Source organism: Pontivivens nitratireducens (assembly GCF_014235845.1).
GTDB classification, from domain to species: Bacteria; Pseudomonadota; Alphaproteobacteria; order Rhodobacterales; family Rhodobacteraceae; genus Pontivivens; species Pontivivens nitratireducens.
Genome location: NZ_JACJUQ010000008.1, coordinates 105,981 through 120,754 on the forward strand (window position 1 = coordinate 105,981; position 14,774 = coordinate 120,754).

The window sequence follows — 14,774 nt, forward strand, 5'->3', positions numbered from 1 at the left end:
CGAAATCTTAATCAGATGGTCATGAGTTTGGTCGCAGATAGGCTCCGACGCTGCGTGGCAATCACGCCGCAATTCGCAAGATATCACTTCTGAATAGGATATGAGCCATGCGCCTGCCCACTCTCCCTTCGCTGGCCCGGGCTTCGCTGGTTCGGGTTTTCAGCCCCGCCGATGGCGGCCTCAGCCTTTCATCCGGTCGTTCATCCGACGCGCCATGCGTAGACATGCTCACCGGGCGCAGGGTTCTGATCGTGGAGGATGAGGGGCTGCTGGCCCTCGATCTGGAATTTGCGCTGATCGACGCAGGTGCCACCGTGATGGGCCCGGTGATTCAGGTGGATGAGGGTTTGACGCTGATGGCCACCGAAACCGGCCCTATCGACGCGGCGATCCTCGACCTCGACCTGCGGGGGCAGCCATCCTACCCCCTCGCCGATTGCCTGATCGAACGCGGTGTCCCGTTCGTCTTCCATACCGGCCACGGGCGTGAGGCTGACCTGCGCGCGCGCTATGGCGCCGACATCCAGGTCTTCGCCAAACCCTCCCGGATCGAGGGGGTCATCGCCGCGCTGGCGAAATTGATCGCAAACCGAAGCTGAAGGAGAGTGGCGCAGGCGATTCCCGCTTTTGTACGGACCTGAACCCAGGCCAGAGAGAGCTAGCTTTCCAGACCCGTCGTGGGTGCACCAGGGTTCGGCGTAAAGTGCTCGCCCGCCGCCAGCAGGCAGGTTCGCCCGTTCGGCAGGGTCAACGTCACCGTCCACGATCCGGTACGGTCGGACGCGTAGACCTCCACGATTCCCCGATTGTCGAGCGCCATGGCCCGCCGGGTTTCACCGAACTGCTCAGTCAACGTTCGAATCGTCTGGTTCCGCACGCCGCATTCATCCGCTTGCGCCTGCACGTCGGCGGCAAAAATGCCGGCGGCGAACAGAACGATAGAACTGGCGAGGACTTTGTTGAAAAGGGTCATGCAATATCCTTTCGACCCCGCAAATCGGGGGTGGGCTGAAATCGGCTCGGGTTGGGAGGGCCGCGGAAATACACGGCTTGCCGATCATGTTGCGCTGATTTGGTTAACGGTCGGTTACCATCGCCCGTGATGCCGATAGATTAAGGCGCGACCATGGGTCCGGATGAAATATTGTTGCGTGACCTCTTGCGCTATGTGCTGCCGCAGGTATGTTGCGGCGCAACGCAATTCGTCCGGACAGTCCCATGAACCATCGCCCCCGCCGCTCCGTCCTTTACATGCCCGGCTCGAAGTCGCGCGCCTTGGATAAGGCCGCAACGCTGCCGGCGGACGCCCTCATCCTCGATTTGGAGGACGCTGTTTCCCCCACGGAAAAATCCGCGGCCCGCGATCTGGTCTGCGAGGCGGTGAAGTCCCGCCCGTTCGGCCCGCGTGAGGTTATCGTGCGCATCAATGGCGCCCAGACGGAATGGGGCGGGGCCGATCTGGCCGCCGCCGCCGATGCCCGCCCCGATGCGATTCTGCTGCCCAAGGTCGAAAGCCCCGACGACATCGCCAAGGCGCGGGCTGTCGCGGGTGATATTGCGATCTGGGCGATGATGGAAACGCCGCGCGGCCTGCTGAACGCTGACGCGATCGCCGCCGCGCCCGGTCTCGCCTGCATGGTCATGGGCACGAACGATCTGGCCAAGGAACTGCACGCCAGTCACATTCCCGGCCGCGTCCCGATGATCGCCTCGCTCGGCCTTGCCCTGCTGGCTGCACGGGCGCATGGCCTCGCCATCATCGACGGGGTCTACAACGCCTTCAAGGATGATGAGGGATTGCGGGTCGAGTGTGAGCAGGGCCGTGACATGGGCTTCGATGGAAAAACGTTGATCCATCCCGCCCAGCTGGCCGTGACAAACGAGGTGTTCGGCCCCTCGCCCGAGGCACTGGAGGAGGCGCGCGCCCAGATCGCGGCCTTTGAACAGACCGAGGCATCCGGCGGCGGCGTCGCCGTGGTCAACGGGCGGATCGTCGAAAATCTGCACGTCGAAAATGCCCGCCGCCTGTTGGCGGAGGCGGACGCAATCGCGACATTGGAAGAGGCGGCGCGCTAGGCTATCCTCCACCAGCTTTCGCCAATCGGAGTTCGAGATGTCGTTTTTTATCCTGATTCTCGGTGTCGCCCTGTGGTGGGGCGGGCATCTGTTCAAGCGTATCGCGCCCGATGCCCGCGCCCGTATGGGAAAGGGTGGCAAGGGCATTATCGCCGCTGTTCTGGGCGTCTCGATCCTGCTGATGATCATCGGCTATCGCGGAACCGAGTTCATTCCCGTCTGGTTTCCGCCGGCGTGGACCGTTCACCTCAACAACCTGATGATGCTGATCGCGATCTTTCTGCTGGGCGCGGGCAGTTCCAAGGGCCGCGCCCGGACGTGGTTTCGCCACCCGATGCTGATCGGCTTCACGATCTGGACCGTGGCGCACCTGCTGGTGAACGGCGATCTGGCCGCGATCGTGCTGTTCGGCGGGCTGGGCCTGTGGTCGCTGACCTCGATATTCGTGATTAACCGCGCGACGCCCGAATGGCATCGCCCCCCGGCGGGGGCTGTCGGTGGCGACGTGCGGCTGGTTGTGATCACACTCGTCGTGTTTGCCGTGATAGCGGGCATCCACTCCATTTTCGTTTGGCCATTTCCGGGGTAAACCATGATCGCCTACAGACTTTTGACCCATGAGGATTCCTCCGCCTTCTGTCACAAGGTGACCGAGGCGCTGAGCAAGGGGTGGAGCCTCTACGGTGACCCGACCTACGCCTTCGATGCGGGCAAGGGCGTGATGATGTGCGGTCAGGCGGTGACCAAGGAGGTCGCGGGCGACTATGATCCGGACAGGAGGCTGGGCCAGCTATGAAGACGAGTGCAGGCCGCTTCTTCGAGGATTACCGCGTCGGTGACACCATCGTACACGCAATTCCGCGCACCGTCGGATCGGGGGAGCGGGCGCTGTACCATGCTCTGTATCCGGCGCGCCACGCGCTTTATTCCGCCGACAGTTTCGCGCAGGGTTGCGGCCTGCCCGCCAGCCCACTGGACGATCTGATCGTGTTCCACACCGTGTTCGGCAAGTCGGTGCCCGATATCTCGCTGAACGCTGTGGCCAATCTGGGCTATGCCGAGGCCCGCTTTCACCGCCCCGTCTGGCCGGGGGACACTCTGGCGTCACGCTCGACCGTGATCGGGGTGAAGCAGAACTCCAACGGCAAGACCGGCGTGGTCTGGGTGCACACCGAGGGGCACAACCAGCACGGCGATCTGGTACTGGATTTCAAACGCTGGGTGATGCTGCGCAAACGCGATCTGGATGCACCCGCGCCTGACACTGTCGTGCCCGAACTGTCGGATGCGGTGGCGTCCGGCGCGTTGCACGTCCCACACGGCCTGGACTTCAGCCGCTACGACACGCTTGCTGCCGGGTCACCGCATAGGTGGAGCGATTATGAGGTGGGTGAGAAAATCGACCATGTCGATGGCGTCACCATCGAGGAAGCCGAGCACATGCTCGCCACCCGTCTGTGGCAAAACACCGCCAAGGTTCATTTCGATGCCACCAATCGCGAGGACGGCCGCCGCCTGATCTATGGCGGGCACGTCATCAGCATGGCCCGCACGCTCAGCTTCAACGGCCTTGCCAATGCGCAGATGATGGTGGCCATCAACGCCGGTGCCCATGCGAATCCGTGTTTCGCTGGCGACACAGTCCGCGCCTGGTCCGAGGTTCTGGACAAGGCCGATACCGACGCCGCCGGTGTCGGAGCGTTGCGCCTGCGTCTGGTCGCCACGAAGGGGGACAGCGGCGCGTTTCCATTGCGTGACGAGGCCGGAAAATATCGCCCGGACGTGCTGCTGGATTTGGACTATTGGGCCGTTATGCCGAAGTAGAGCAGCAGGCCGAACCACGTGATCACACGAAATATTTTGTGATCACACACGCACCCGCTGCGGCAGAATAGACGTGGAAATCCTCGAAAGCCGGCGAATCCGCTCTTTGGCTTGGGATAGAACTGTTCTAGGTTGTCGCTCAATAGCCCCGATTGCAGGGCTTCGATCAATTCTGCCGTGACTATCCTTGGAGGACCTATGGCCGACGTGAACCGGGGCAACCGCCCGCTTTCACCGCATCTGAGCATTTACAAGCCTCAGCTGACCTCGATCACATCCATCCTGACGCGGATCACCGGAAACGCCATGCTGGTGGCGGCGCTGATGATTGTCTGGTGGTTTCTCGCCCTGGCCGCCGGGCCCGAGGCGTATGAAAACGCAAGCTGGTGGATCACGTCCTTCGTTGGCGACCTGATCATGCTCGGGTCGGTCTGGGCGCTGTGGTATCACTACCTGGCCGGTCTGCGGCACCTGTATTGGGATACCGGACGCGGGCTGGATATCGAAACAGCCGAGAATCTGGGCAAGGCCTGCATCATCGGCTCGTTCGTGCTCACCCTTTTGACAATCATCGTGGTTTGAGGAGAGACACCATGGATTTCCGTACAGACCGCCAGCGGGTCGAGGGCCTCGGCTCCGCCAGATCCGGCACCGACCACCACTGGAAGATGACGCTGTCCTCAATCGCGCTGGTCATTCTGGTGCCGCTGTTCATCTTTACCTTCGGCGCAACGCTGGGCTCGGATTACGAGACGGCGCTGGCCACCTATTCCCGCCCCTTCCCGGCGATCGTCGCGATCCTGACGCTGGGCGTCGGCTGGATGCACTTCAAGGGCGGCGTTCAGGTGCTGATCGAGGATTACACCCAGGGCGGAACGCGCACCGCGCTGATCGTTGCCACGACCTGCCTGAGCTATGCCGCTGCTGCCGCTGGCATCTTCGCCATCGTCACCATCGCGCTCTGAGAGGACCGACATGTCTGCTTACGAATTTACTGATCACGTTTACGATGTCGTCGTCGTCGGGGCCGGCGGCGCCGGTCTGCGCGCGACGCTGGGCATGGCCGAACAGGGCCTGCGCACTGCTTGTATCTCCAAGGTTTTTCCGACCCGCTCCCACACGGTTGCGGCACAGGGTGGCATTGCCGCCTCGCTGGGCAACATGGGGCCGGACTCGTGGCAATGGCACCTGTACGACACCGTGAAGGGGTCGGACTGGCTGGGCGATACGGACGCGATGGAATACCTCGCACGTGAGGCGCCCAAAGCGGTTTACGAGCTGGAGCATTACGGCGTTCCCTTCTCCCGCACGGAGGAGGGCAAAATCTATCAGCGGCCCTTCGGCGGTCACACGACCGAGTTCGGCGAAGGCCCGCCCGTGCAGCGCACCTGCGCCGCCGCCGACCGGACCGGTCACGCGATCCTGCACACGCTCTATGGGCAATCGCTCAAGCAGCAGGCCGAATTCTATATCGAGTATTTCGCCACCGATCTGATCATGTCCGAGGACGGCGTGTGTCAGGGCGTCATCGCGTGGAAGCTCGACGACGGCACGATGCACCGGTTCTCGGCCAAGACGGTGGTTCTGGCCACGGGCGGCTATGGCCGTGCCTACTTCTCCGCGACCTCCGCGCACACATGCACGGGCGATGGCGGCGGCATGGTGGCCCGTCAGGGTCTGCCGCTTCAGGATATGGAGTTCGTGCAATTCCACCCGACCGGCATCTACGGCGCTGGCTGCCTCATCACCGAGGGCGCGCGTGGCGAGGGTGGCTATCTGACCAACTCCGAGGGTGAGCGGTTCATGGAACGCTATGCCCCGACCTACAAGGATCTCGCCTCGCGTGACGTGGTATCGCGCTGCATGACGATGGAAATCCGTGAGGGTCGCGGCGTCGGCAAGGACAGCGACCACATTCACCTGCACCTGGATCACCTGCCGGCTGAGGCGCTGGCCGAGCGGTTGCCCGGCATCTCAGAATCCGCGCGCATCTTCGCTGGTGTGGACGTGACGAAGGAGCCGATCCCGGTTCTGCCGACCGTGCATTACAACATGGGCGGCATTCCCACGAACTATTGGGGTGAGGTGCTGAACCCCACCGCCGACAATCCGGATGCCACCGTGCCCGGCCTGATGGCCGTGGGTGAGGCCGGTTGCGCCAGCGTACACGGGGCGAACCGCCTCGGCTCCAACTCGCTGATCGACCTCGTGGTGTTCGGCCGCGCCGCCGCGATCAAGGCGGGCACGGTCGTGGACCCCAACGCCGCGAACCCGGACATGAACCCCGCCAGTGTCGAAAAGGCGATGGAACGTTTCGACACCCTTCGCAACGCCAGCGGCGCGACGCCGACAGCCGAATTGCGCCTCGATATGCAAAAGGCGATGCAGGCCGACGCCGCCGTGTTCCGCACGGACAAGACCCTGGCAGAGGGGGTCGAGAAGATGACCGCCATCGCCGGTCGTCTGTCCGACGTGAAGGTGACGGACCGTTCGATGATCTGGAACTCCGACCTGATGGAGACGCTGGAGCTTGCCAACCTGATGCCGAACGCGCTGGCCACGGTTGTGGCTGCCGAGGCGCGCAAGGAATCGCGTGGCGCCCACGCGCACGAGGATTATCCAGATCGTAACGATGCGGAATGGCGCGTGCACTCGCTGGCGGTCGTGGACAATGCGAACGTCACGCTGAGCACCCGGCCCGTGCATCTCGACCCGCTGTCCACGCAGGAAGAGGGCGGCATCGACCTGGCGAAAATCGCGCCGAAAAAGAGGGTCTACTGATGCGTATTGCAGCCTTGATTGCCCTTGCGCTGATGTCGGCATGCGGTCTGGTCGACGACGATGTCAGCCGCATGGAGCGGATCGAGGCCGAAGCCACCGCTGAGGCCGTCGCCGACGATGTGGTCACTGAACCCGTGGCGGAGGTCATCGCCGATTGCGTGGTTGAGAACGCCACCGACGGTGAACTGCGAAAGCTTGCGGCCCTGAACAACACCGATCCGGCGATCGGCGGTGAGGAACGCGTCGCCGCTGTGGTGGGGCGGACCGATACCGTGGAATGCATCGCGCAAACCGACGCCCGTCCGATCGACTGAGGAGAACACAAATGGTAGAATTCACACTTCCCAAGAACTCCCGCGTGACTGTCGGCAAGACCTGGCCGAAGCCTGCCGGGGCCACGAATTTGCGCAAGCTCAAGATCTATCGCTGGGATCCCGACACGGGTGAGAATCCGCGCACCGACACCTACTTCATCGATCAGGACGATTGCGGCCCGATGATTCTGGACGCTCTGATCAAGATCAAGAACGAGATCGATCCGACCCTGACCTTCCGCCGCTCCTGCCGTGAGGGGATCTGCGGTTCCTGCGCGATGAATATCGGTGGCATCAACACGCTCGCCTGTATCTATGGTCTGGATGAGGTGAAGGGCGATATCGCGATCTATCCTCTGCCGCACATGCCCGTGGTCAAGGATCTGATCCCCGATCTGACGATGTTCTACGCCCAGCATGCCAGCATCATGCCGTGGTTGGAGACGAAGACCAATCGCCCCGCCAAGGAATGGCGCCAGTCCATCGAGGATCGCAAGAAACTCGACGGTCTGTACGAATGCGTCATGTGCGCAAGCTGCTCGACCGCGTGCCCGTCCTATTGGTGGAACGGTGATCGCTACCTCGGCCCGGCGGCGCTGCTGCACGCCTATCGCTGGATCATCGACAGCCGGGATGAGGCTACGGGTGAGCGGCTGGATCAGCTTGAGGATCCGTTCAAGCTGTACCGCTGCCACACCATCATGAACTGCACCAAGACCTGCCCCAAGGGCCTGAACCCGGCGAAATCCATCGCCGCGATCAAGGAGATGATGCGCGAACGCCGCGTCTGATCGCAAATTCTCAGCTGCGCACGGCCCCGCCCTCCCTACAGGTGCGGGGCCGTTTTCGTCTTCGCGCTTGCCCGTGCTATCTGATGCATCGGGGGACACGTCATGAAGGCAGGCACTGGTCTGGTCACTGCGGCGATCGTGATATGCGCGGTCTGTCTTGCCTATTCGGGTTGGTCTGTCTGGCAGTGGTATCGCATGGCGCCCCTGCGCACGGTGGAGGCCGCGAACATCGCGCTATACCAACGCATGACGAGCCTGAAATCCGATTGGGCCGAGGGCTGCACCCAGGCGGCCCTGACCCCGACCCTGACCGACAACATGCTGCCCCGTGGCACCTTCGCCGCATGGGGCGTGGCACATAGTGAGGGCGTGACCTGCACGCAGGAGGGCGCACTGGCGTTGACCTGCAAGCTGGCACCCGGCGCAACCCTTGCCCTGACCGAGGGGTCTGCGACGACAGGACTGATCAATGTCGCGGGAAGCCCGCGCACATTCGTCATCTCCGCCAACAGTATCGGGTGCCTTCGGTCGGAGTAACTTGCCCGCCTACTTGATCCGGCTCCCACTTGCCCCGATGTCCTGCGGCAATTAGGCAAGGGGGAGGAGGCGCGAATATGCCCGACACGATCTGTCCCGAATTTTCCCTGATGTGGCCACTGCTGGTCCTGTTCGGCGGTATTGCCGTGGTGAGCCTGATGATCGCCCGCCGAAACGAATTTACCTTGCGCCAGACCCTGGCGGCGCTGACGGGTACGCGCAAATTCGCGGGCAGTGCGGCGATCTATCTGACGCTGCTCGGCACGGTGGTGGCGACGGTCGCGGTGTATTTCGCGATCCTGCCGGAATGCGTCGCGGCCTAAGAGCCCCAGCCGTCACTGGCCATTTCGTGCAAGCGACTGGCCGTGCGCTGAAACTCGAACGCGCCGTCGCCGGTTTCGTACAGGGCATCGGGTTCCGCCGCAGCGGACATGACCAGCGTGACCTTGGCCTCGTACAATGCATCGACCAACGTGACGAAGCGTTTGGCCTCGTTCGCGGCGTCGCGGGTCAGGATCGGAACGTCGTCGATCATGAGAGTGCGCACCGCTTGCGCGATCTCCAGATAATCGCCGGGGCCCAGGGGCACACGGCAGAACGCCGCGAAGTCGCCCCGGCCCACGCCACTGCGATAGCGCGGGATGACGACCTCGCGCCCCTTGCGCTCGATCTTCAGCGGGGCGCCGTCGCCGCCGGCCAGATCGTGCCATAGATCGTCCATGCGCGCGTCGGCATCCGGACCTGTGAAATAAACCTCGCGCCCGGCCAGCCGTCCCAGCCGGTGGTCGTTGCTGCTGTCGAGGTGGTGAACCTCCATCCGGTCCTTGATCATCGCGATGAACGGCACGAAAAGCTGTCGGTTCAAGCCGTTCTTGTACAATTCGTCGGGATGCCGGTTCGACGTGGTGACAACGATGGTGCCGCGGGCGAACAGCTTCTCGAACAGGCGGCCGACCAGCATGGCATCGGTGATGTCGGTGATCTGCATTTCGTCGAAGCACAAAAGCACGGCGTCCTGTGCGATCGCCTCCGCCACCGGCTCCACCGGGTCCTCACGCCCGGCCTTGCGGGCCTCTGCGATCCGCTCATGCACATCCTGCATGAATGCGTGGAAGTGCACGCGCCGTTTGGCCGAAATCGGCGCAGTGTCGAAAAACAGGTCCATCAACATGGATTTGCCGCGCCCGACACCGCCATACAGGTAGAGACCGGGAATATCCGCCTCGCTCACCCGCTCGCGGCCCCAGCCGAATATGCCCACGCGAACCTTGCGTCCCGCACCCGGCTCATATCCGGTCAGGCGCGTGTGCAGCAATTGCAGCTTTTCCACCGCAAGCCGTTGGGCGGGGTCAGCCTCCAACGTGCCGTCTGCGATCAGGGCGCGGTATCTTTGTAGGGGTCCATCACTCATGCCGAATGCTTAACCATCCATGCGCCGGGGGACCAGAGGGCAGACGCATCAATTGTGTGGATGCAATTGCATACGATAATTGCATTGCCCCGCGAACGGCTTCGCCCCTAATCTGCGCGCCTGTTTCGGAGCCGCGCCATGACCCAATCCCGCCTGTTCACACCCGTGCTGATCGCGGGATCGCTGATCATGATCGTCAGCTTCGGCATTCGGGCCAGTTTCGGTGTGTTCCAGTTGCCCGTCGCACAGGAATTCGGCTGGTTGAGGTCGGAATTCTCGCTGGCCATCGCGATCCAGAACCTTGCCTGGGGCTTCGGCCAGCCGGTCTTTTCCGCCATCGCGGAGAAGTTCGGCGACCGCAGGGCGATCATTCTGGGCGCGCTGACCTATGCGGCGGGGCTGGCGCTGTCGGCCTATGCGGTGACGCCGGGGCAAATCCAGATGTTGGAGATTCTCGTCGGCTTCGGCATCGCGGGAACCGGGTTCGGGGTGATCCTGGCCGTGGTGGGCCGCGCGACGGCGGACGAACACCGCTCGATGGCGCTGGGGATCGCGACGGCGGCAGGCAGCGCGGGTCAGGTCGTCGGCCCCCCGGTTGCGGCGATTTTGCTGGGGTTCATGAACTGGACGGGGGTGTTCACGATCTTTGCCTGTCTCATCATTGCCTCCCTCGCGTTGCTGCCGTTGATGAAGGTGCCCGCCCCCGCGTCCCGCGCCGAGGTGGAGGAGACGATGGGCCAGATCCTGAACCGCGCATTTCGCGATCCATCCTATATCCTGATCTTCGTCGGCTTTTTCTCGTGCGGCTATCAGTTGGGATTCATCACGGCGCATTTCCCCGCCTTCATCGCAGAGATTTGCGGCCCCATCGCACCGGGGGGGCTGCTGGCCAGCATCGGCGTGACGACCACGACGCAGCTGGGCGCATGGTCCATCGCGCTGATCGGGCTGGCGAATATCGCGGGCACGATCTATGCGGGAAAGCTTGGCGCGACGCTGCCCCGAAAATATCTTCTCGCAGGAATATATGCCGGTCGCACGATCATCGCGGGCACTTTCATCGTGCTGCCGATGACGCCGCTGACGGTCATCGTGTTTTCGATCACCATGGGCAGCTTGTGGCTGGCAACGGTGCCGCTGACCTCGGGGCTGATCGCGCATATCTACGGTCTGCGCTACATGGGAACGCTCTACGGGATCGTGTTCTTCTCACACCAGGTGGGCAGTTTCATGGGGGTCTGGCTGGGCGGAAAGCTCTACGATCTCTACGGAACCTATACCGTCGTGTGGTGGGTGGGCGTAGGGATCGGCGCGTTCTCCGCCATTGTGCACTTGCCGATACGCGAACGCCGGGCGGTGCCTGTGATCGCCTGATCGCGGCTGCGGTGGCAAGACTGCGTCGAACAATACCTTCACAATCCTTGTGTAGCACTCGATGCACCGCCCTGCCGGGCACGCCGTCGCGCCTGCAAACCCTTTGACACGCCCCCAACGGGCCAAGACACTTGCAACGCGGGCCGCAACCCCGCAGGAAAGGCACGACCGCCATTAAACGGAGACTCCCATGCCTGCAAAAGACCCCCTCTTCTCTGATCGTATGCTCAGCCTCGGGCTTGCCCGCGTGTCCGAGGCCGCTGCCATCGCCTCAGCCAAGCTGATCGGCTCCGGCGATGAGAAGGCCGCCGATCAGGCCGCCGTGGACGCGATGCGCACGCAGCTCAACATGCTCGACATCAAGGGTGTGGTCGTGATCGGTGAGGGGGAGCGGGACGAGGCTCCGATGCTCTATATCGGGGAGGAAGTCGGCACCGGCAACGGGCCCGGCGTCGATATTGCGCTGGACCCGCTGGAGGGCACGACCCTGACCGCCAAGGACATGCCCAACGCGCTGGCCGTTATCGCCATGGGGCCGCGCGGGTCCATGCTGCACGCGCCCGACGTCTATATGGAAAAGCTGGCCATCGGGCCGGGTTATCCTGACGGGCTGGTCAATCTCGAAATGTCACCGACCCAGCGCATACAGGTCATGGCCGCGGCCAAGGGGTGCCGGATGCAGGACGTGATGGTCTGCGTTCTGGAACGCCCCCGCCATCAGGAGCTGATCGCCGAAATCCGCGCCACCGGTGCCCGCATCCGCCTGATTACCGACGGCGACGTCGCCGGCATCATCCACTGCGCCGAGGCGGAAAAGACCGGGATCGACATGTATATGGGATCGGGCGGCGCACCCGAGGGCGTTCTGGCCGCCGCCGCGCTGAAATGCATGGGCGGGCAGATGCAGGGCCGCCTGCTGTTCCGCAACGACGATGAGCGTGGCCGCGCGGACAAGGCCGGCATCACCGATTACGACCGCATCTACCAGCGGGACGATCTGGTGACGGATGACGTGATCTTCGCTGCGACCGGCGTGACCGACGGCTCCGTCGTTCAGGGTGCGCGGCGCGACGGCGATTATCTGGAGACGGAGACGATCCTGATGCGGTCAAAGACCGGATCGGTGCGTCGCCTGCACTATCGTCAGAAAAACATGTAACCGCGATTACCCTCCTCCATTGTGCAGGGGCATCTATGCTGGGCCCATTGTACAGGAGGAGGGGTTCGGAGACGTCATGACAAACGCGCTGATCCTGATCGACATCCAGGATGCATTCATCGACCCGGCGAATGCGGCCTATTGGGGTGAGCGCAACAATCCGCAGGCGGAGCGGAACGCCGCGCGCCTGCTGGCGCATTGGCGGCAGGCGTCGCGGCCCGTAATCTTCGTTCGGCACCTCTCGACGACCCCCGGATCGCCGCTGATCGGTGCGGGTGCCGAGGTTCAGGCCGTCGTGGCCCCTCTCCCCGGTGAGCCGGTGCTGGAGAAATCCGCAAACTCCGCCTTTATCGGCACCGACTTGCAGCAACGCTTGCACGATCTGGGCGCGCGCGACGTGACCCTTTGCGGCCTGACAACGCCACATTGCGTTTCCACAACCGTGCGCATGGCCGCCAATCTGGGCTTCGACGTGACCCTGGCCCACGATGCCTGCGCGGCCTTCACGCAGAACGTCCAGCCCGCCTGGCGTGGCGGAACCAAGCCCTCGGCGCAGGCCATCCACGAGGCCGCCATCGACCCCTTGCATGGTGAGTTTGCGCAAACACTGTCCACCGATCAGGTTCTGTCGCGGTAATCCTGCGGTATCAGCGTCGCCCCAATGCTGACCTGCGTTTCGGCCCCCGGAACGATATCGGTATTCTGTACTGCCACCGCCTGCCAGCCCTGCGGTCCGAGTGCGCAGACAAAGCTCAGCATGATGTGGCGATCGCCCGCGACCGTACCATCAGGCGCCCGTTGGCCGCTCAACCGCATCCGTGCATGGACCACCGCGTGATCCGGCCCCAGCATCCGCAGCTTCACACGCCCGACACGCAGCACCGAATCGCGAAAGAACGTCGTCAGCCCGTAGTGATGCGCCCGCTCGATCGCACCGCGATCATGCCACCAGATGCCCACGACATTCACGAAATCCGCATCCTCGACGCACAGAGCCGCCAACGCCGCCACATCCCGCGCCATCCACGCGGCGGCGAAGGCATGGGGAATGTCCTGCGGCGCGCCGACCATCTTCTGTCCTGAAATATCCCCGCCGGAGGCGCTCAATTCACCTCGACCATCTTGCCGGGATTCAGGATGTTCTGCGGGTCCAGCGCGGTCTTGATCGCGGCCATGACCTGCCATCCGTCGCCGTGTTCGTCGGCCATGTACTTCATCTTTCCCATGCCGATACCGTGCTCTCCTGTCACGGTGCCGCCCAAGCGCAAGGCTCGCTCCGCCATGCGGTGCGACAGGCGCTTGGCCTCGGCCAGTTCCTGCGCGTTGCCGTCCTCGATCAGCAGGGCGGAATGAAAGTTACCGTCGCCGACATGGCCCAGAATCGGGCCGGTCAGCGGGCTCTCCGCGATATCCGCCGAAGTTTCACGCACGGCCTGGGCCAGCGCGCTGATCGGAACGCAGACATCCGTGGTGACGGCACGGCAACCGGGGCGCAGCGCCTTGATCGAGTAATACGCGTTATGCCGGGCGTGCCACAGTTTGGCCCGAACCTCCTGCGCGGTGGACCAGTCGAAGGCGCTGCCGCCGAACTCCGCGACGATACCGCGAACGGTTTCGGCCTGCTCGGCCACACTCGTCTCCGATCCGTGGAATTCCATGAACAGATGCGGCACCAGCGGCATGTCGCGCCCATCGGCCCGGTTGACCGCATCCACGCATTCAGCGTCCAGAAACTCGATCCGCGCCATGGGCACGCCCAATTGCATGGTGGTCTGCACCGCGTTCACCGCGCTTTCCACATCGGGAAAGGCGCAGACAGCACTGGCAGCGGCCTCGGGCTGGCCGTGCAGGCGCAGGGTCAGCTCCGTGATGATGCCCAATGTCCCCTCGGAGCCGACGATCAGCTTGGTCAGGTCATATCCGGCCGAAGACTTTCGCGCCCGCGATCCGGTGCGGATGATACGGCCATCGGCCAGCACGACCTCCATCGCCAGAACGTTCTCTCGCATGGTGCCATAGCGCACCGCTGTCGTGCCCGAGGCCCGCGTCGCCGCCATACCGCCGAGCGAGGCATTCGCCCCCGGATCGACCGGAAAGAACAGCCCCGTCGCGCGCAATTCGGCGTTCAGCGCTTCACGCGTGCAGCCCGGCTGCACCCGACAGTCCATATCCCCGTCGTTGACCTCGACCACAGCGGCCATGCTGCTCATGTCCAGCGAGATACCACCGCGCACCGCCAGGGCGTGCCCCTCCAGCGAGGTGCCGGTTCCCCATGGCACAATCGGGCAATCATGGGCAGCACAGATTTGCACGACCCGCTGCACGTCCGCCGTGCTGTCGGGAAAGACGACCGCATCGGGCAGCACCTCGTCGAAATAGCTTTCATTGCCGCCATGCAGCGCCCGTATGCTGGCCCCTGTCTGTACTTTCTGCCCCAACGCCTTGCTCAGCTCTTCTACAGCCGTTTGAATGGTCATCTGTACCTCCCGCAGTTTGGCGCGATCCTG

Annotated in this window: 19 protein-coding genes; 15 read left to right on the top strand and 4 right to left on the bottom strand. The window is 63.5% G+C overall.

What is annotated here, in order from left to right; genetic code table 11:
- The first annotated feature begins 107 nt into the window (after positions 1 to 107).
- Positions 108 to 599, top strand: coding sequence for a response regulator (locus H1S03_RS10855; RefSeq protein ID WP_221892678.1), 492 nt, complete (start codon positions 108 to 110; stop codon positions 597 to 599).
- Positions 600 to 658: 59 nt separating this feature from the next.
- On the opposite strand, the gene H1S03_RS10860 is transcribed toward H1S03_RS10855, so the two are convergent.
- Positions 659 to 973 carry a hypothetical protein gene (locus H1S03_RS10860; RefSeq protein ID WP_185804458.1) on the bottom strand — a complete coding sequence of 105 codons (315 nt, stop codon included), beginning with the start codon at positions 971 to 973 and terminating at the stop codon, positions 659 to 661.
- A gap of 245 nt (positions 974 to 1,218) precedes the next feature.
- Between H1S03_RS10860 and H1S03_RS10865 the strand changes: the two genes are divergently transcribed.
- From H1S03_RS10865 to H1S03_RS10915, 11 genes are all read left to right on the top strand, one after another.
- Entirely contained in the window at positions 1,219 to 2,076 is an 858-nt protein-coding gene (locus tag H1S03_RS10865) for an HpcH/HpaI aldolase/citrate lyase family protein (protein ID WP_185804459.1), read from the top strand.
- A gap of 37 nt (positions 2,077 to 2,113) precedes the next feature.
- Entirely contained in the window at positions 2,114 to 2,665 is a 552-nt protein-coding gene (locus H1S03_RS10870; RefSeq protein ID WP_185804460.1) for an NnrU family protein, read from the top strand.
- Positions 2,666 to 2,668: 3 nt separating this feature from the next.
- Positions 2,669 to 2,872: a DUF1737 domain-containing protein gene (locus tag H1S03_RS10875; RefSeq protein WP_185804461.1), complete on the top strand. Its 204-nt coding sequence runs from the start codon at positions 2,669 to 2,671 to the stop codon at positions 2,870 to 2,872.
- Positions 2,869 to 3,900, top strand: coding sequence for a MaoC family dehydratase (locus tag H1S03_RS10880; protein ID WP_185804462.1), 1,032 nt, complete (start codon positions 2,869 to 2,871; stop codon positions 3,898 to 3,900). The genes H1S03_RS10875 and H1S03_RS10880 overlap by 4 nt, the downstream gene beginning before the upstream one ends.
- A gap of 198 nt (positions 3,901 to 4,098) precedes the next feature.
- Entirely contained in the window at positions 4,099 to 4,482 is a 384-nt protein-coding gene (gene sdhC / locus H1S03_RS10885; RefSeq protein ID WP_185804463.1) for a succinate dehydrogenase, cytochrome b556 subunit, read from the top strand.
- Positions 4,483 to 4,493: 11 nt separating this feature from the next.
- On the top strand, positions 4,494 to 4,865 hold the full coding sequence (sdhD, locus tag H1S03_RS10890) for a succinate dehydrogenase, hydrophobic membrane anchor protein (RefSeq protein ID WP_166193526.1): 372 nt from the start codon (positions 4,494 to 4,496) through the stop codon (positions 4,863 to 4,865).
- 10 nt (positions 4,866 to 4,875) lie between these two features.
- On the top strand, positions 4,876 to 6,681 hold the full coding sequence (gene sdhA / locus H1S03_RS10895) for a succinate dehydrogenase flavoprotein subunit (protein ID WP_185804464.1): 1,806 nt from the start codon (positions 4,876 to 4,878) through the stop codon (positions 6,679 to 6,681).
- Entirely contained in the window at positions 6,681 to 6,995 is a 315-nt protein-coding gene (locus H1S03_RS10900) for a hypothetical protein (protein WP_185804465.1), read from the top strand. Before sdhA ends, H1S03_RS10900 begins: the two co-directional genes overlap by 1 nt.
- 11 nt (positions 6,996 to 7,006) lie before the next feature.
- Positions 7,007 to 7,786 (top strand): succinate dehydrogenase iron-sulfur subunit, encoded by a 780-nt coding sequence (locus H1S03_RS10905; protein ID WP_166193535.1) that lies wholly within the window; start codon positions 7,007 to 7,009, stop codon positions 7,784 to 7,786.
- Between the two features lie 102 nt (positions 7,787 to 7,888).
- Positions 7,889 to 8,323 carry a hypothetical protein gene (locus H1S03_RS10910; protein WP_185804466.1) on the top strand — a complete coding sequence of 145 codons (435 nt, stop codon included), beginning with the start codon at positions 7,889 to 7,891 and terminating at the stop codon, positions 8,321 to 8,323.
- A 77-nt stretch (positions 8,324 to 8,400) separates the two neighbouring features.
- Positions 8,401 to 8,646: a hypothetical protein gene (locus tag H1S03_RS10915; RefSeq protein ID WP_185804467.1), complete on the top strand. Its 246-nt coding sequence runs from the start codon at positions 8,401 to 8,403 to the stop codon at positions 8,644 to 8,646.
- Here H1S03_RS10915 and zapE read toward each other — a convergent pair.
- Entirely contained in the window at positions 8,643 to 9,734 is a 1,092-nt protein-coding gene (zapE, locus tag H1S03_RS10920) for a cell division protein ZapE (protein WP_185804468.1), read from the bottom strand. The genes H1S03_RS10915 and zapE overlap by 4 nt on opposite strands.
- 138 nt (positions 9,735 to 9,872) lie before the next feature.
- Here zapE and H1S03_RS10925 point away from each other — a divergent pair, with 138 nt between their 5' ends.
- From H1S03_RS10925 to H1S03_RS10935, 3 genes are all read left to right on the top strand, one after another.
- Positions 9,873 to 11,108: an MFS transporter gene (locus H1S03_RS10925; RefSeq protein ID WP_185804469.1), complete on the top strand. Its 1,236-nt coding sequence runs from the start codon at positions 9,873 to 9,875 to the stop codon at positions 11,106 to 11,108.
- A gap of 190 nt (positions 11,109 to 11,298) precedes the next feature.
- Positions 11,299 to 12,267, top strand: coding sequence for a class II fructose-bisphosphatase (glpX, locus tag H1S03_RS10930; protein WP_166193550.1), 969 nt, complete (start codon positions 11,299 to 11,301; stop codon positions 12,265 to 12,267).
- 76 nt (positions 12,268 to 12,343) lie between these two features.
- Entirely contained in the window at positions 12,344 to 12,904 is a 561-nt protein-coding gene (locus H1S03_RS10935; protein ID WP_185804470.1) for a cysteine hydrolase family protein, read from the top strand.
- Here the strand turns inward: H1S03_RS10935 and H1S03_RS10940 are convergent.
- Complete coding sequence (locus H1S03_RS10940; RefSeq protein WP_185804520.1) at positions 12,886 to 13,338, bottom strand: SgcJ/EcaC family oxidoreductase; 453 nt, start codon at positions 13,336 to 13,338, stop codon at positions 12,886 to 12,888. The genes H1S03_RS10935 and H1S03_RS10940 overlap by 19 nt on opposite strands.
- 32 nt (positions 13,339 to 13,370) lie before the next feature.
- Positions 13,371 to 14,744 carry an FAD-binding oxidoreductase gene (locus H1S03_RS10945; RefSeq protein ID WP_185804471.1) on the bottom strand — a complete coding sequence of 458 codons (1,374 nt, stop codon included), beginning with the start codon at positions 14,742 to 14,744 and terminating at the stop codon, positions 13,371 to 13,373.
- Positions 14,745 to 14,774: the final 30 nt, after the last annotated feature.